This is a genomic window from Streptomyces kanasensis (assembly GCF_043077165.1).
GTDB lineage: Bacteria > Actinomycetota > Actinomycetes > Streptomycetales > Streptomycetaceae > Streptomyces > Streptomyces changanensis.
The window spans coordinates 309,121-326,134 of record NZ_JBIBSF010000009.1 but is presented as its reverse complement, the minus strand read 5'-3'; the positions used below and the strand labels follow the sequence as shown (position 1 = coordinate 326,134).

General features: G+C 75.7%; 13 protein-coding genes. 11 read left to right on the top strand and 2 right to left on the bottom strand.

All coding sequences use genetic code 11. From position 1 onward, the window contains the following. The first annotated feature begins 113 nt into the window (after positions 1-113). The 3 genes from ACF053_RS23145 (at position 114) to ACF053_RS23135 (ending at position 4,788) form a co-directional block, all read left to right on the top strand. On the top strand, positions 114-1,538 hold the full coding sequence (locus tag ACF053_RS23145; RefSeq protein WP_391955676.1) for a DEAD/DEAH box helicase: 1,425 nt from the start codon (positions 114-116) through the stop codon (positions 1,536-1,538). 302 nt (positions 1,539-1,840) lie between these two features. Beyond that, the gene (locus ACF053_RS23140; protein ID WP_391955675.1) at positions 1,841-3,115 is read left to right on the top strand and encodes a ricin-type beta-trefoil lectin domain protein; all 1,275 of its coding nucleotides are present in this window, start codon (positions 1,841-1,843) and stop codon (positions 3,113-3,115) included. Positions 3,116-3,717: 602 nt separating this feature from the next. Continuing rightward, entirely contained in the window at positions 3,718-4,788 is a 1,071-nt protein-coding gene (locus ACF053_RS23135; protein ID WP_391955674.1) for a glycoside hydrolase family 43 protein, read from the top strand. Between the two features lie 517 nt (positions 4,789-5,305). Here the strand turns inward: ACF053_RS23135 and ACF053_RS23130 are convergent. Then, positions 5,306-6,628, bottom strand: coding sequence for an ROK family protein (locus tag ACF053_RS23130; RefSeq protein WP_391955673.1), 1,323 nt, complete (start codon positions 6,626-6,628; stop codon positions 5,306-5,308). Between the two features lie 738 nt (positions 6,629-7,366). On the opposite strand from ACF053_RS23130, the gene ACF053_RS23125 reads away from it, so the two are divergent. The 6 genes from ACF053_RS23125 to ACF053_RS23100 all read left to right on the top strand — a co-directional run bounded on the left by ACF053_RS23125 (position 7,367) and on the right by ACF053_RS23100 (position 12,184). Next, positions 7,367-8,371, top strand: a complete 1,005-nt coding sequence (locus ACF053_RS23125; protein WP_391955672.1) for a S1 family peptidase — start codon at positions 7,367-7,369, stop codon at positions 8,369-8,371. Between the two features lie 385 nt (positions 8,372-8,756). Continuing rightward, a complete protein-coding gene (locus tag ACF053_RS23120) occupies positions 8,757-9,125 on the top strand; it encodes an ATP-binding protein (RefSeq protein WP_391955671.1) in 369 nt (122 codons plus the stop codon). Continuing rightward, positions 9,125-9,412: an STAS domain-containing protein gene (locus ACF053_RS23115; RefSeq protein WP_391955670.1), complete on the top strand. Its 288-nt coding sequence runs from the start codon at positions 9,125-9,127 to the stop codon at positions 9,410-9,412. Before ACF053_RS23120 ends, ACF053_RS23115 begins: the two co-directional genes overlap by 1 nt. A gap of 196 nt (positions 9,413-9,608) precedes the next feature. Further along, a complete protein-coding gene (locus ACF053_RS23110; protein WP_391955751.1) occupies positions 9,609-10,478 on the top strand; it encodes an MEDS domain-containing protein in 870 nt (289 codons plus the stop codon). Continuing rightward, positions 10,475-11,428 (top strand): anti-sigma factor RsbA family regulatory protein, encoded by a 954-nt coding sequence (locus tag ACF053_RS23105; protein WP_391955669.1) that lies wholly within the window; start codon positions 10,475-10,477, stop codon positions 11,426-11,428. The genes ACF053_RS23110 and ACF053_RS23105 overlap by 4 nt, the downstream gene beginning before the upstream one ends. 234 nt (positions 11,429-11,662) lie before the next feature. Further along, complete coding sequence (locus ACF053_RS23100) at positions 11,663-12,184, top strand: hypothetical protein (RefSeq protein ID WP_391955668.1); 522 nt, start codon at positions 11,663-11,665, stop codon at positions 12,182-12,184. A 99-nt stretch (positions 12,185-12,283) separates the two neighbouring features. Here ACF053_RS23100 and ACF053_RS23095 read toward each other — a convergent pair whose 3' ends face one another. Then, complete coding sequence (locus ACF053_RS23095; RefSeq protein ID WP_058940320.1) at positions 12,284-12,544, bottom strand: GlsB/YeaQ/YmgE family stress response membrane protein; 261 nt, start codon at positions 12,542-12,544, stop codon at positions 12,284-12,286. A 268-nt stretch (positions 12,545-12,812) separates the two neighbouring features. On the opposite strand from ACF053_RS23095, the gene ACF053_RS23090 reads away from it, so the two are divergent. Both ACF053_RS23090 and ACF053_RS23085 read left to right on the top strand, forming a co-directional pair. Further along, positions 12,813-14,732, top strand: a complete 1,920-nt coding sequence (locus ACF053_RS23090; protein ID WP_391955750.1) for a CASTOR/POLLUX-related putative ion channel — start codon at positions 12,813-12,815, stop codon at positions 14,730-14,732. A 112-nt stretch (positions 14,733-14,844) separates the two neighbouring features. Further along, positions 14,845-16,878 (top strand): flavin monoamine oxidase family protein, encoded by a 2,034-nt coding sequence (locus ACF053_RS23085; protein WP_391955667.1) that lies wholly within the window; start codon positions 14,845-14,847, stop codon positions 16,876-16,878. Positions 16,879-17,014 lie beyond the last annotated feature (136 nt).

Genomic DNA, 17,014 nt, shown 5'->3' with positions numbered 1-17,014 from the left:
CCGGCCGCCCGGGGCCCGCTGGTAAAATGGGGCCACGCTTCGCACCGCCGGGGCCCGTACCGAGGGGTACGGGCCCCGGCGCGTTCCGGGCGCCCCACCGAGGAAGGTCCCCCATGAACGCGAAGCCCCCGACTCCCGACCCCTCCCGCGCGGACGAGCCGCGGCGGGCGACCGCGCCGCGTGGCGAGGCCCCCGTCCCGGAGGCCGTGGACCCGACTCCGCCCCCGGCGCCCGCCGCGTCCTTCGACGGGTTCGGGCTGCCGCCCGAACTGCTCCGGGCGATGACCGGCCTCGGGGTGTCGGAGCCCTTCCCCGTCCAGGCGGCGACCCTCCCCGACGCGCTGGCCGGCCGGGACGTCCTCGGTCGCGCCCGGACCGGCAGCGGCAAGACGCTCGCCTTCGGGCTGCCGCTGCTCGTCCGGACGGCGGGCCTGCGCGCGGACGCGAAGCGACCGCTCGGCCTGGTCCTCGTACCGACCCGCGAACTCGCCCAGCAGGTGGGCGAGGCGCTGGAGCCGTACGCGCGGGTGCTGGGCGTGCGCATGGCGACCGTCGTGGGCGGTCTGTCGATCAACCGGCAGCAGGCGCAGCTGCGGGCCGGGACCGACGTCGTCGTCGCGACCCCGGGACGGCTGGCCGACCTCGTGTCGCGGCGCGACTGCCACCTCGACCAGGTGCGCACGACCGTGCTCGACGAGGCGGACCGCATGTGCGACCTCGGGTTCCTGCCGCAGGTGACGGACGTCCTGGACCGGGTCCGCCCCGGTGGGCAGCGGCTGCTGTTCTCGGCCACGCTCGACGGGGACGTCGACCAGCTGGTGCGGCAGTACCTCCACGATCCGGTGCGCGTGTCCGTCGACGGGGCGCCCGGCCCGGTGGGCACGATGGAGCACCACGTCCTCAACGTCCACCCCGCCGACAAGTACGCGGTCGCGACGGAGATCGCCGCGCGGGACGGCCGGGTGCTGTTGTTCCTGGACACCAAGGCCGGCGTGGACCGGTTCACCCGCCACCTGCGCGCCGCCGGGGTACGGGCCGCCGCCCTGCACAGCGGCAAGTCGCAGCCGCAGCGCACGCACACCCTCGCCCAGTTCAAGGAGGGCGCGGTCACGGTCCTCGTGGCCACCGACGTCGCGGCGCGGGGCATCCACGTCGACGCGCTCGACCTCGTCGTCAACGTCGACCCGCCGGCCGACGCCAAGGACTACCTGCACCGCGGCGGCCGCACGGCGCGCGCGGGGGAGTCGGGGAGCGTGGTCACCCTGGTCACGCCCGGCGAGCGGCGCGACGTGAACCGGCTGATGTCCGACGCCCGGATCCGGCCGACGGTCACCCAGGTGCGCTCCGGCGAGCAGCAGTTGACCGCCATCACCGGCGCGAAGCGCCCGCCGACCGCGGCGAAGCCGGCCGCCGGCAACGCCCCCTTCCGCGGCCTCGGCACCCGTACCGGCCGCCCCGCGAAGGAGTCCCGCAAGACCGCCGAGGCCCGCAAGGCCGCGGAGGCCCGTGCGGCGGCCCGCGTCCGCCGGGGCCGCTGACCCCGACCGCACCCGGGGGAGGAGCGCGAACGGCGGGGGCCCCGACCGGGGAGAGCGCCGCGGTGGCGGTGCCGGAAACGCGCCGTGTCCCGGTCCCGCTTCCTGCCGCGCCCTTGACACGGTGATATGTCACTCCTTGAATCACGTAGTGAACTAAGCGGCCCCCCGGCCCCGTTCCCGGCGCCCCCACCTGTCGGCGAAGCGGCCGGCCGGCTCCGTCCGCGCCGTCCAATGTCATGCGCATGTCATTACGCCCAGGCAGTCCCTCCCCCCGTCCCGACGTGCCCCACGAAGGGAGAGTCATGGACTCCCCGCGCTCACTCCGGCGCCTGCTGCTCCCGCTCGTCCCGGTCCTCGCCCTCGCCACCCTGGCCACCGGACCGGCCCTGGCGTCCCCACCCGCGGCGGCCCCCGTCCCCCGTACCGCGTCCGCCCCGGCCCCCGCCGCCGTCACCTTCTCCGACGACTTCGACGGAGCCGCGGGCTCCGCCGTCGACGGCGCCAAGTGGCAGATCGAGACGGGTGACAACGTCGACAACCACGAGCGGCAGTACTACACCGCGGGCAACCGCAACGCCGCCCTGGACGGCCGGGGCAACCTGGTCATCACCGCCCGCCGCGAGAACCCCGGCAACCACCAGTGCTGGTACGGGCGGTGCGAGTACACCTCGGCGCGGCTCAACACGGCCGGACGGTTCACCACCACGTACGGCCGGGTCGAGGCCCGGATGAAGGTCCCGCGCGGGCAGGGCATGTGGCCCGCCTTCTGGATGCTCGGCAACGACATCGGCCAGGTCGGCTGGCCCGCCTCCGGCGAGATCGACGTCATGGAGAACGTCGGCTTCGAGCCGTCCACCGTCCACGGCACCCTCCACGGCCCCGGCTACTCCGGCTCCGGGGGCATCGGTGCCGGGTACACCCTGCCCGGCGGCCAGGCGTTCGCCGACGCCTTCCACACCTTCGCCGTCGACTGGAGCCCGGGCGCCGTCACCTGGTCCGTCGACGGCACGGTCTACCAGCGGCGCACCCCGGCCGACCTCGGCGGCCGGCAGTGGGTCTTCGACAAGCCCTTCTTCCTCATCCTCAACCTCGCGGTCGGCGGCTACTGGCCCGGGGACCCCGACGGCAGCACCGTCTTCCCCCAGCAGCTCCTGGTCGACTACGTCCGCGTCACCGGCGGCGGCGCCCAGCCGGCCGGCGGCCCCATCACGGGCATCGGCGGCAAGTGCGTGGACGTGGCGGGGGCCGACACCGCCAACGGCACCCCCGTACAGCTCCACGACTGCAACGGCACCGCCGCGCAGCGCTGGACCGTCGGTTCCGACGGGACGGTCCGCGCGCTCGGCAAGTGCCTCGACGTGGCGTCGGGCGGCACGGCGGACGGGACCCCCGTGCAACTGTGGGAGTGCAACGGCACCGCCGCCCAGCAGTGGGCCCTCCCCGCCGCCCGGGACGTCGTCAACCCCCGCGCGGACAAGTGCCTCGACGCCACCGGCGGCGCATCCGCCAACGGCACCCGCCTCCAGATCTGGACCTGCACCGGCGCGGCCCACCAGAAGTGGACGGCCACCCGCTGATCCAGCCCCCGCGGCAGGCGCCGGCCGCACGAGGCCCGGTGGCCCGGCGGCCCGGCGCTCCACCGCGTCGCCGCCTCATCGGGAGGCGCTGAGAGGCGCGTCCCCCGGCGCGTCCCCCGCGGCGGCCGGCAGGTCCGGCCGCTCCTCGGCTCCCACCGCGAGGAGGGGCCGGCCGGGTCCGCGACTGGCGTACGCGTGACCACGGCGGCCCCGGCGCATCGGGACCGCCGTGGACGTGTGCCCGGTGACCTGCCGCCGCGCTCCGCCGCGCCGTCTCCAGCCGAGCGGTGCGCCGTGATCACCGGTGACTCCGCCCTGGTCACGTACTGTCCATGGCTGCTCGTTCCGGTGCGCCCGTCGGCGGTTTCCGACCGGCTCCTGGCGTCATGTGGCCGGTGCGCGTGGTGCGTTGACAGGCTCCGGCGGGCGTCAGCAGGCTGTCGGGTGCGTTCCGCCGATGCGGTCGCCGGTGGGAGCCGCGGTGCGTGCCGTCCGGGTCCCGCCGCAGCCTCCGCGCCGCCGCCCCGACCGTACGCCGCCCTCCCGTCGGTGGTGCCCACGTCGCCCGGCGCCGTGGCGGAGGACCGATCAGGGAAGGGACCATGAAGCTTCCTCGCCGCCTGTCCGGCGCCGCCGCCCTCGTGCTGGCCGGCCTCCTCGCCACCGCGATGTCCCTGTCGTCCACCGACTCCGCCCGCGCGGGCCAGACCAGCCTCCGTGCCGCCGACCCGAGCGTGCTCCGGGTCGGCGGCACCTATGTCGCGGTGCAGTCCGTCGGTACGGGCATCGTCGTGCGGCAGGCGTCGTCGCCGGCCGCCCTCGCCTCCGCACCCGCCCGGCAGGTCTGGACGGACACCCACGACCTCGGCGAGGTCTGGGCCCCGCAGATCGTGCGGGACGGCGGCCGGTACCACATCTACTTCACGGCCGGCCGGAAGGCGGCCCACCGGATGTACGTCATCAGCTCCGCCGGCCCGGACAGCGGTTACGGCGCCGCGACGCGGATGGCCCTGCCGGACGACAAGTGGGCCATCGACGGCACGATGTTCACCTTCGAGGGGCGGCGCTGGTTCGTCTGGTCGGGCTGGGCCGGTGACACCGACGGCGAACAGAACCTCTACATCGCCCGGATGAGCAGCCCCAGCACGACCACCGGCCCCCGGTACGTGATCTCGCAGCCGCGCGAGAGCTGGGAGCGGATCGTCGGCCACCCGTTCGTCAACGAGGGGCCCGAACCGATCAAGGACCCGAACGGGCAGCTGCACATCGTCTACTCCGCCAACGGCAGCTGGAGCGACCAGTACTGCCTGGCCGACCTGCGACTGCGGGCCGGGGGCGACCCGACGCACGTGTGGGACTGGTACAAGTCGAACGGCTGCCTCTTCGGCTCCAACCGTGCGTCGATGATGCGCGGTTGGGACCCGACCCTGCACGTCAACGGGCCCGGTCACCACACCTTCGTGCTCCTCGACGGCGACATCGCCACGAGCCCTCCCGCCGGTCCGACGTTCCCGTTGATGTACCACGCGGTGCCCAAGGGGCAGCCGTACACGTGGGACAACCGTTACTGGTACACCGGCACGTTCTGCTGGTGGGGTGACACCACCTACAGCCGGTCCGGCGTCCCCGGCGCCGGGACCGACACCGGGTGGGGCCTGAAGTTCTTCGAGTAGACGAGGTCCTCTCCGGCACCGAGGCCGCCCGGGCCCCGGGTTCGTCGCCCGGCCGGCGGGCTTGCCGCCCCGCCGCACCGCCATGGACCGTCCCGGTCCCGGCCGTCCGGCGGGCGGGCGCGAGCACTCCGCTCGTCCGCGGCGCGTGGGCCGGTCCCCGCCGGACCGGGTCCGGCGGGGGCCCCTCTTCGGCGGGCGCCGCGAGGCAGGTGCCTTTCGCGTCAGCGCGGACGGGTGGGGGGTGGGGGAGGGCGGGGTCAGACCGCCCCCGGCGCTGTCACGCCCCGCTTCCGGCCACGACCTGACGAGCCCTGCGGGGCGCTGGGGGTCCCGCACGCGCACCCGGACGGGAAGGGCGGGCCGGCCCTCCCCGACGTGGGGCACGCCCGGGCCCGAGTCGTCGGGGAGCACGGCCGGGTCCCGGTGGTCGGGGCCGCCGGCCCGGCGCCGGCAGCCCGGCGGCACAGTCGCGGATGCGCACGGGCCCGTCGCCGCCTCATGCTCGCTGTCGGGCCTCTCACCGCGCCGCGCGGCCGCGCAGGCTCGTGCGCCAGGCCGGGTCGGGCCTTTCCGTCTCCGCGTCCTCCCGCCGGCCGCCGCGGGCGAAGAAGTCGGCGAGCGGCAGGATCGCGGCGCCGACGGTGACGGCGTCCGGGCCGAGGGTCCCGAGGTCGATCCGGACGCGGGCGGCCGGGTAGGCGAGCGAGTACGCGGCGGCGTGGGCCCGTACCTCGTCGAGGAAGCGCCGGCCGAGCCGGAGTCCCGCCCAGCCGCCGACGAGGATGCGCTCCGGCTGGAAGAGGTTGATCAGGTCGGAGAAACCCGCCCCCAGGTACTCGGCGGTCTCCTCCAGGACGGCCAGCGCCGTGGCGTCGGCCGCCGGGACCGTGCCGTCGGGGGAGGCGGCCGGGTAGGCGGCGTCGGTCATCGCGCTGAGCGCGGTCTCCTCGTCGGCCCCGGCGGGCGGGCGGCCGCCCGCCTCCGCCCAGCGCTCCAGCAGCGCCTCCGCCCCCGCGTACGCCTCCAGGCAGCCCTGGGCGCCGCAGCGGCAGCGGCGGCCGCGCACCCGCACGGTCAGGTGCCCCCACTCCACGGCCCGGCCGGGGCGCATGTCGTCGGTGACGACGCAGGCACCCACGCCGGAGCCGAAGAGCACCACCGCCGCGGTCTGCGCGCCCCGCCCGGCGCCGAACCACATCTCCGCCTGGCCGAGCGTCTTGGCGCCGTTGTCGATGGAGTACGGCACCGTGTCGGGCAGGAGCCGCGACTCGCGCAGCAACCGCTCCAGGGGGACCGCGTCCCAGCCGATGGTCTGCCCGTGCACGACGGCACCGTCCTCGGCGGTCCTGGCGACGATCCCGGGCACGCCGACCCCGACGCCGAGCAGCCGCTCCGCCGCGATGCCGGCCCGGTCCAGCACCTCCGGGATGCCCTCGCGCAGGTGGTCGACGACGACGCCCACGTCGTACCGGTCGACGCGGCGGGGGCCGGCGTCCGCCAGGGGCCTCTCGACCCGGGCGAGTTCGGTGAGGGTCAGGTCGAAGAGCTCGATCCGGACGCGCGTCTCACCGATGTCGACGCCGATCATGTAGCCGCTGTCCGCGCTGATCCGCAGGAGCGTGCGGGGGCGGCCGCCGGCCGAGTCGACGCTCCCGGCCTCCTCCACCAGGCCCTCGGCGACCAGCTCGGACACGACGTTGCTGACCGAGCCGGAGCTCAGACCGGTCGCCGGACCGAGCGAGAAGCGGCTCAGCGGCCCGTCGAAGTACAACCGTTGCAATACCGTGCTGCGGTTCTCCCGCCGCAGGTCACGCACCGTACGACCGCCGCGCACCTTCACCCTGCCCCCTCGCCTCGTGTCCCTCTCCGCAACCTACCGGGGCGGAGCCTTGACGCGCCCTTCGCTCGGGCTTCACGTCATGCCCTGAAGCAAGCCGAGGCGGTTCCGGGTCGCGCTCCGGCCGCCGCACCGACCCGGCCCGAGGCGCTCCGGCCGTGCGTCGACCCCTTCCGGGCCGCCATCGGGAGTCCACGCACGCTTGGTCATGACCGCACGCGACCCGGCCCGCGCCCGACCGCGCGGGGTGGCAGTCGCCGGGGCGCGCGGCGGCGGCCGGGGCGCCGCGGGTGCCGTCCCCGGCGGCCGTGTGCGTCCACGTCCCGGCGCCGGCGCGCGCGGGCAGGCCTCGCCGCGGGGCTGACTTTGGTATGGACCTGACAATCACCGATCGCTACGCTGGGCTGGTTGAGAGCGCTCTCAAACGGCTCTCGGCCACCATCCGGGCCACCCGTGGAGGGTCACCGCACCGGGGTCTTCCCCCTGTCGCGGTGCCCTGACCGGCACCGGCCCGGCCGGACCGACGAAAGGTCTCCGCCGTGCGTCGTACCGCCGCCCCCCGCCCCGCGCGCCCGGGCCCCCCGAACCCGGGCCCCCCGCCTCACCGTCCTGCGGGCCGCCCTGTCCGCGCTGCTCCTCGCCGGCGCCCTCCACGGCACCGCGCCGTCCGCCGCGTCCGCCGCACCGGCCCCGACGCCGTCACCGTCGCGGGCGCCCGCGTCCCCCGGGATGGTCGAGGCCATGCAGCGCGACCTCGGTCTGACGAGAGGCCAGGCCGAGGCGCGCCTCGTCGCCGAACGCACCGCGTCGGCCGTGGAGCCGGCGGCCCGCGAGGCCGCCGGACAGGAGTACGCGGGCTCCTGGTTCGACCCCGCCCGGGGCCGTCTCACCGTCGCCCTGACCAACCGCGCCAAGGTCTCCGCCGTGGCGGCCACGGGCGCCGACACCCGGCTCGTGCGCCACAGCGCCGCGCACCTCGACCGCGCCAAGGCGCGCGTCGACGCCCTGCCCGCACCCGCCGGGATCGCCGGCTGGCACGTCGACCCCCGCCTCAACCGCGTCGTCGTCACCGTGGTGAGCGCCGCGCGCGACGAACCCGCCGTGCGGGACTTCCTCGCACGGGCCCGCGCGGCCGGCCCGGTCACGGTCGCCGAACGCGCCGGAACCCCCACCCCGTACGCCGCCGGGACCGTCGGCGGTGACCCGTACTACACCGGCAACGTCCGCTGCTCCATCGGCTTCTCCGTGCACGGCGGCTTCGTCACCGCGGGCCACTGCGGGCGCGCCGGGGCGGCCGTGCGCGGGTGGGACGGATCGGCGATGGGCACGTTCCAGGGCTCGTCGTTCCCCGGGGACGACTACGCGTACGTGAGCGTCCACAGCGGCTGGTGGACGGTCCCGGTCGTCCTCGGCTGGGGCACGGTCCCTGACCAGTTGGTGCGCGGCTCGGCCGTGGCGCCCGTCGGGGCCTCCGTCTGCCGGTCCGGCTCCACCACGCGCTGGCACTGCGGGACCGTCCTGGCGAAGAACGAGACCGTCAACTACAGCCAGGGCGCCGTCCACCAGATGACGAAGACCAGCGTGTGCGCCGAAGGCGGTGACTCGGGCGGCTCCTTCCTCAGCGGCGACCAGGCGCAGGGCGTGACCTCCGGAGGCTGGGGCGACTGCCGCGGCGGCGGCGAGACCTGGTTCCAGCCGGTCAACGAGATCCTCGGGCGCTACGGGCTGCGGCTCCACACCGCCTGACACCCCCGGCCCCACGGCCGGCACCGCTCACCGTGCCACGGTCCCCGCCTCCGCACCCACCACCCCTGCGACCCCGTGCGGAGCCCGCCCTGCAGTGCCGCACCCCGCCACCCCGTGGCGCGGGCAAGGGCCCCCGTCCTCAGGGCGGGGGCCCGACGGTGGTCCCGTGTCCTGTGCCCACCACCGACGCCGCGGTGCCGGCACTGCGCGCCTGACCGGGACACGAGGCACGGGGGCGGGGGAGGGGGGCGGCCGACGGCCCCGGCACGGTGGTGGGTGGCGACGAGCACCGTGATGCCGGTCGAGTCTCAGTAGGTGAGCCCGGACAGGTCGATCACCGGACCCGTGGTGGCGGGCGGCGGGACCCCGTCGAGCCCCGCCGGCGATGACCTTCCCCGCCGAGTCCTCGCGGCTCGCGCAGGTCCGCGCGGCCCCGCGCACCTGGCTCGAACGGTGCGGGCTGCCCCGGCGGGCCGCGCAGGACGTCCTCGTCGCGGCGGGCGAGGCATGCGCCGACGCCATCGAGCACGGTCACCGCCACGACCCGGGCGGGCCCGTCGTGCTGCGCGCCGCGGCCCGCGTCGACGACCTGTGGCTGACCGTCTCCGACAGCGGCGAGTGGAAGACCCCCCGACCCGAGGCCAGCGCCCACCGCGGCCGCGGCCCGACGTTGATGAAGGCCATGATGCGGCAGGTGACCGTCGTCCCCGGCGCCTCCGGAACCACCGTCCGGATGCACACGAGGATCGCGTGATGACCACTCCGCTCACTCCGGCCCCGGGCCGGCGGCCCTACGGCACCGCCCTGCTCACGGCCGTCGGCGAGGTCGACACGAGCAACGCCGACCCCCTCGCGGTGGCACTGGACACCGCGCACGCCCCGGTCGTCCTCGACCTCACGGAGGTCGGCTACCTGGACAGCGCCGGTCTCCACGTGTCGTTCTCCCGCGCCGACCGGCTCGAACTGGTCACCGGCCCGCTGCTCGCCCCGGTACTGGCCGTCTCGGGACTCACCGAGCTCACGACCGTCCGACCGGCGTAGGGGGCGCCTCGCCGGGCGGCTCGGGGCCGACCACGCCCGGGTCGCCGTGCACGGCACCGAGATCGGCGGTACCGCCGACCGGGTGGCAGTAGGCTGGTCGCGCAGGCCGGCGAGCGCCGCGGCCTGGTGTGTTTCCATGGACAGGCAAGCCGGCAGGCCGGACGGCCGGACGGGACGAGGAGCGGGCAGCGTGGCGATGGTGCCTGAGGTGGCCGTACCCCCCGTGCGGGGGCCGGCCGTGGGACGCCACTCCAGCGTCGTCTACTCCGACGACCGGGCGTGGGCGCACCACCTGTGCGCGTTCGTCCGCGACGGGCTGGAGCGGGACGAGCGGATCGAGTACTTCGCCGATGCCACGGACCCCGAACGGGTGCTGCGCACCCTCGCCGACGCCGGCATCGACGCCGCGGCCGCCGTGACCCGTGGACAGTTGTCCGTGGCGACCGCCGCGCGGACGTACCTCGCCGACACCGGCTTCGACCCGGATGCGATGGTCGGGCTCTGGCACGACGCGTTCGAGGCCGCCTCGGCACGGGGGCACCGGGGACTGCGCGCGATCGGCGAGATGTCCTGGGGCACGCGCGGCGTCGCCGGCGCCGACCGGCTGCTCGAGTACGAGCTGCGCGTCCACCACGAGGTCGTGGACCGGCTGCCGGTCACCGCCTGGTGTTTCTACGACCAGCGCCTGCTCCCCGACGCGTACGTGGACGTGCTGGCGGGCGCCCACCTGACGCACCGCGGCGACCCCTCGGCCAGGCCCGCGCTGCGGGTGGCCCCGCTCGCCGACCGCCCCGGCCTGGTGATGTCGGGCTCCGCCGGCCACGACACGCGTGACGTCGTCGCCGCCGCGGCCGCCGCCGTCAGGAGCGCGCCGGCACACCGGGTGGAGCTCGACCTGTCGGCCCTGCGCCACCTCGACGCCGCCTCGCTGGCCACCCTGGCGGGCGCGGCCACCGGTCGGCCGGACGGCGTGCCCCTGCGCGTCCGGCAGGCACCGCCGCACCTGCGGCGGCTCCTGGAACTCTTCCCCGAACTCGGCTCCGCCGTGGAGGTCGTGGGCCGATGACGCACACGCGAACAGCAGACGGGACCGACCGGATCGCCGGCTTCCACCACCCGGCGCTCTTCTACTCCACGGACGACGAGTACCGCGCCGGCGTCGGGGCCTTCGTCCGGGACGCCCTCGACGACGGGCACACCGCCCTGGTGGCCGTCCCCGGCCGGCAACTGGCACTGCTGCGGGACGCCGTCGGCGCCGACCACCACCGCGTCACATGGGTGGACATGACCGACGCCGGGCGCAACCCGGGGCGGATCCTGTCGATGCTGCAGGACTTCGCCGACCGCCACGAGGACACCACGCCCGTGTCGATCGTGGGGGAGCCCATCTGGGTCGGGCGCACCCCCGCGGAGGCATGGGAGGCGACCCGGCACGAGGCGCTGATCAACCTCGCGTTCGAAGGCCGCCGGGCCGCCATCCTCTGCCCCTACGACACGGCCCTGCCGGCCGAGGTCCTGACCCACGCGTACCGCACCCACCCGGTCGTCGGCGAGCCCGGCGCCTACCGCGCCAGCCACCGCTACACCGACCCGCACGAGGTCTGCCGCGACTGCGACGTCCCGCTGCCGGAACCGGTGGACGCGGTCGTCGTCACCTTCGGCGAGTGGGAGCTGGCGCGGACCCGGGACGAGGCCGACCGCTGGGCAGCGGCCGAAGGACTGCCGCAGGACCGCCGCACGGACTGGCTCCTCGCCGTCGCCGAGGCGATCAGCAACTCCGTGCGGCACGGCGGCGGCCGCGGGACCCTGCGGATGTGGCGCGCGGACGGCGGACTCGTCGCGGAGATCAGCGACCGGGGCCGGCTCGGCGACCCGCTCACGGGCCGCCGCCGGCCCGACCCCCTCGCCGCGACCGGCGGGCGCGGCGTGTGGATGATGCACCAGCTGTGCGACCTGGTCGAGATCCGGGCAGCCGCGCGGGGACTCGTCCTGCGCCTGCACATGGGGCTGAAGTGAGGACCGTGGTGGGGCAGGCGGGGCGTCCCTCCCCGGTCTCCTGAGACGGCGGGTCCGCCACCGGGGCGACGGGCGCGCCCCGTCCGGGCCGGCGGGTCCAGGCGCCGCCACCGGCCCGCCGGTGAGGTCGCCTGGACCCGCCGGCGCCGACCGGTGCCGTAAGGCCGTCCGAACCCCCGCCCGAACGAGCAGTCGAAGTCCACTCCCTCCCGTCGTGACGTGGAGGCAGCAGCGATGACCGCCCGACCGACGTCCACGGCCGGACCCGGCCCGGGGGCCCGCGCGCAGGTGGTCCCGGACACCGAGGTGGAGGCGCGCCGCATCGCTGCCGTACGCCGCCACCACGTCCCCGACGCCCCGCCCGACGGCGCCTTCGACCGGGTGGCCGCTCTCGCCGCCCGCCTCTTCGACGTGCCCGTGGCGACCGTGACGATCGTCGACACCGACCGCATCCGGTGCCAGGCCGCCCACGGCCTGGACGGCGTCAGGCAGGTCGGCCGCGACCCCGGCCTGTGCGGTTCGGCCGTCCTGCGTGACGAGTGCCTGGTGATCCCCGACACCCTGTTCGACCCGGTCGTGGCGGGCAACCCCCTCGTCACCGGGGAGAGGCGCACCGGTTCGCTGCGGGCCGCCTCCCTGGTGGAGGACACGGTCGCCCTGCCGGAGGCGTTTCCCGACGGGGCGGGGGACGTCGTCGCCGTGCTGGCCCTGTCCGTTCCCGCCGACGCCACCGGTCGCGCCGCGGGCCCTTCCTGAAGGGGCGTCGACACGTGAGAAGCCCCGGCGGCCCGAAGGCCGCGGGGCTTCTCACGTGTCCCGGCGCGGGGTGCCCGCGCGGGGTGTCCCGGTACCGGGTCAGGCGTGTCGTCGCGCCCACATCGGGCTGATGACACCGATGAGGACGGCGGCCACACCGATCTGGAAGATGTGACGGATCCAGTCGATGCCGCCGGTGTCGCGCACGCCGACGGCGGAGGCGAGCGCGTTGCCCACGACGGCGCCGGCGATGCCGAGCAGCACCGTCATCCACAGGGGGATGGGCTGACGGCCGGGGAGGACGAGCTTGGCCAGAAGACCGATGATCAGTCCCGCGATGATGGCCCAGAGGAACGACACGACGACTCCTAACGTTGCTTGCCCGACCTTCGGGTAGTACTCCGCGTGCCCGCCGCGCGCCGCCGTATGCGTCCGTTCTCCGCGGTGCCCTCCCGGGCCCGCGCGGTGCGGGATCACGGTCTCGAAGGGATGAATCCCGGTCTTCCGGCGATCACCGGGCGGGGCCGGGCACCACGCTGCTGGTGTGCAGAAGACGAGTGACGGATCCGGTGGTCGGTCGGAACCGGTGGCGGGCCACCGGCACGAGGGCGGTGCGCGCGGCGCCGCGGTGGAGGAGGGCGGAGGAGCGCCGGCGGGACGGGGGGGACGGTGGCCGTGGGCGCAGCGCACCGTCTACTGGTTCGACAACACGCTCGCCGGAGGGACGCACGTCCTGGTCGGCTGGCTCGTCGTCGCCTGCCTGAGCGTGGTCCTCCCGGTGAGCGCCGTGCTGGTGTGGACGGACGGCCGGGCACCCGCCTCGCTGTCGGGGAAGCTCGCGGAGGTGTGGCGGAGCACCGGCCAGACTCTCCGGCTGGGCGGCGAGGTCGGACCCGCGCCGCGCATCGCGCTGTCGGTGCTGCTGGCCCTCGTCACCCTGGTGTACGTCTCGACCCTGGTCAGCCTGATCACGACCGGGATCAGCGAGCGGCTGCTGGCCCTGCGCAGGGGGCGCTCCCCGGTGCTGGAGCGGCGGCACGCGGTCGTCCTGGGCTGGTCGGAGCAGGTGTTCACCGTCGTCTCCGAACTGGTCAGGGCCAACGCCAACCAGCGGCGTGCCGCCGTGGCGGTCCTCGCCGACCGCGGCAAGACGGAGATGCAGGAGGCCCTCGACGCCAAGGTCGGCCCGACCGGGCGGACCCGGCTGATCTGCCGCAGCGGTCGCCTCACCGACCCCGACGACCTGATCCGCGTGGGCCCGGCGACCGCAGACTCCGTGATCGTGCTGCCGCGTGACAGGCCGTCCGAGGACGGGGAGGTCGTCAAGACGCTGCTCGCGCTGCGCGCGGCGGTGGGCGACGACAGCAGGGTGCGCATCGTCGCCGCGGTCCGCGACGACCGCTACCGGCTGGCCGCGACACTGGCGGCGGGGCCGGACGCGGCGGTGCTGGAGATCGACGACATCACCGCCCGGCTCGTCGCGCGGGCCGCGCGCCAGCCGGGCCTGTCCCTGGTGCACCAGGAGCTGCTCGACTTCGAGGGGGTCGAGTTCTACACGGTCGCCGAACCCGCCCTGCTCGGCCGTTCGTTCGGGGAGACGCTGCTCGCGCACGCCTCGTCCTGTGTCGTCGGCCTCGTCCGGGACGGCGGGGCCCTCGCGCTCAACCCGCCGCCCGACACGGTGCTCGGCCCCGGCGACCGGCTCGTCGTCATCGCCGAGGACGACGACACCACCCTCCTGTCCGACGCGTCCGCGGCCGTCGACCCGGCGGCCATCGTCGACCGGCCCCCGGCCACCGCCCGCCCCGAGCGGATCCTGCTCCTGGGGTGGAACCGCCGCGCCACCCGCATCGTCACCCAGCTCGCCCGCTACACCCCGCCCGGTTCCGTCCTGGACGTCGTCGCGGACGGCGGGAAGTCGACCGGCGCGGCCGTCCGGTCGGCCGCGGCCGAGGCCGCCCCGTCCCTCGCGGTCGTCCTCCGCCGGGGGGACCCGACGAGGCCCGAGACGCTGCACGGCGTCGACGCCGCCTCCTACGACAGCGTCATCGTGCTCGGCCCCGACCCCCGGCCCGGTCACGACGAACCGGACGACCGCACGCTCGTCACGCTGCTGCTCCTGCGCGCCATCGAGCAGGCGTCGGGCCGGGAGATCCCCGTGGTGACGGAGCTGACCGACGACCGCAACAGGGTGCTCGCCCCCGTCAGCGCCGGCTCCGACTTCATCGTGAGCGGGAAACTGGTCGGGCTGTTGATGTCGCAGATCTCGCAGAACCGGCACCTGGCCGGTGTGTTCGAGGAGTTGTTCTCCCCGGACGGCAACGGCCTCCACCTGCGGCCCGCCGGGCACTACGTCCGCCCGGGGTGCGAGACCGCCTTCGCCACGGTCGTCGAGTCGGCCCGGCGGCGCGGCGAGTGCGCCGTCGGGTACCGCAGCGCCCCGGACCGGCGGACGGGCGACGACCACGGGGTGCGCGTCAACCCCGCCAAGACGGCGGTGCGGCGGTGGAGCGCGCACGACGAGGTCATCGTGCTCGCCGCGGACTGACCCCCGCCCCCCCCCGGACAGGGCGTCAACCTCGCGCCGTGGCGTTCCCCTATCAGGACGACGCCCACGCATGGCTCCGTGTCCCGGCACGCGGAACCACTAGGAAGGGCGCATGACTGAAGATCAACTCCAGGGGCGCTCCTCCGACGCCTCCCTGTCACGGCGCCGGTTCACCACGGTGGCCGGGGCCGTCGCCGCGGCGGCGCCCCTCGCCGCCACCGCCGCCGGACCCGCGTCGGCGCTCGCCCCGGCCGGCCCGGCCGCGCCGCCCGCTCCCGCGGCCCGGCCCCCCGCCGCACGCGGCGCGGACTTCGACCGCTGCCTGGCCGTGGCCCGCGCACTGCTCGTCGTGGACGAACAGGACCGGCCCCTGGTACCCCACTACCAGCGCGTCCTGCGCGACGGCCTGCCCCGGAGCCGCTCCGGCACGGGCCGGAAGGTCCTCGTCATCGGCGCCGGTCCGGCCGGCCTCGTCGCGGCCTGGCTGCTGCTGCGCGCCGGGCACGACGTGACGGTCCTGGAGGCCAACGGCAACCGCGCCGGGGGGCGCATCAAGACGTTCCGCACCGGCGGTCACGAGGGGGCGGAGCAGCCGTTCGCCGACCCCCGTCAGTACGCCGAGGCGGGCGCCATGCGCATCCCCGGCAGCCACCCGCTGGTCATGGACCTCATCGACCGGCTGGACCTGGCGAAGCGGCGGTTCCACTACGTGGACGTCGACGGGGACGGCCGCCCGGCCAACCGCACGTGGATCCACGTCAACGGCGTCCGCGTGCGCCGCGCCGACTACGCCCGCGCCCCCCGCCGCGTCAACCGCTCGTTCGGCGTGCCGCAGGCGTACTGGGACACGCCCGCGGGCGCCATCCTGCGCGGCGTGCTCGACCCGGTGCGCGACGAGTTCAGCACCGTCGGCCCGGACGGCAAGCGCGTCGACAAGCCGCTGCCGGAACGGGTGCAGGGATGGGCGCGGGTCATCCAGCGCTTCGGCGACTGGTCCATGTTCCGCTTCCTCACCGAGCACGCCGGCCTCGACGAACGCACCGTCGACCTCATCGGGACCCTGGAGAACCTCACCTCCCGGCTGCCGCTCTCCTTCCTCCACAGCTTCACCGGCTCCTCGCTCATCAGCCCCGACACCACGTTCTGGGAGCTGGCCGGCGGGACCGCCGTCCTGCCCGACGCCCTGCTGCGGCTCGTCCGCGACAGCGTGCGCTTCGACCGCCGGGTGACGCGCATCGAGTACCTCCACCCCGACCGGCCCGCCGGCGACCTCCACCACGTCCGCCCCGGCGGCCCCCGCGTGTGGGTGGACACGGTCTCCGAGGGCCGCGACGGGCCCCCGACCCGACGGCAGTTCACCGCCGACGCGGCCGTCGTCACGGTCCCCTTCTCCGGTCTGCGGCACGTGCAGGTCGCGCCGCCGATGTCGTACACCAAGCGCCGCGCCGTCGCCGAACTCCACTACGACTGCGCCACCAAGGTCCTGCTGGAGTTCAGCCGCCGCTGGTGGGAGTTCACCGAGACCGACTGGAAGCGCGAACTCGACCGCATCGACCCCGGGCTGTACGACGCGTACCGCACGGGCGGCGCCGCCACCGACGGCAGCCTCCTCGGCGCCCACCCCTCCGTGCCCCGCGGGTACGTCACCCCGGCGCAGCGGGTGCACTACGCCGCCAACCGGCACGCCGCCCGCGACCAGCCCGAGGCGGCCGGGGTGATCGGCGGCGGGTCGGTGTCGGACAACGCCAACCGGTTCATGTTCAATCCCTCCCACCCCGTTCCCGGCAGTGACGGCGGCGTGGTCCTGGCCTCGTACAGCTGGGCCGACGACGCCCTGCGCTGGGACTCCCTGCCCGACGAGGCCCGCTACCCGCACGCCCTCGGCGGACTGCAGCAGGTCTACGGACAGCGCGTCGAGGTGTTCTACACCGGCGCCGGCCGCACCCAGAGCTGGCTGCGCGACCCGTACGCGTACGGCGAGGCGTCCGTCCTGCTGCCCGGCCAGCACACGGAGCTCCTCCCCGCCATCCCCGAGCCGGAGGGCCCCCTGCACTTCGCCGGGGACCACACCTCCGTGAAGCCCGCCTGGATCGAGGGCGCCCTGGAGTCGGCCGTACGCGCCGCCCTGGAGGTCCACACCGGCTGACGCGGCCCGGCGGTCTGTCCCGGGCCGGGCCGGGTACCCGTGGCGCCATGAGGCAACGAGCACGCCGGCAGGGCAACCCCGCCGGCCCCGCCGGACCCGTCGTCACGATGGCCGAGGACGGCGTCGGCAGCGGCCC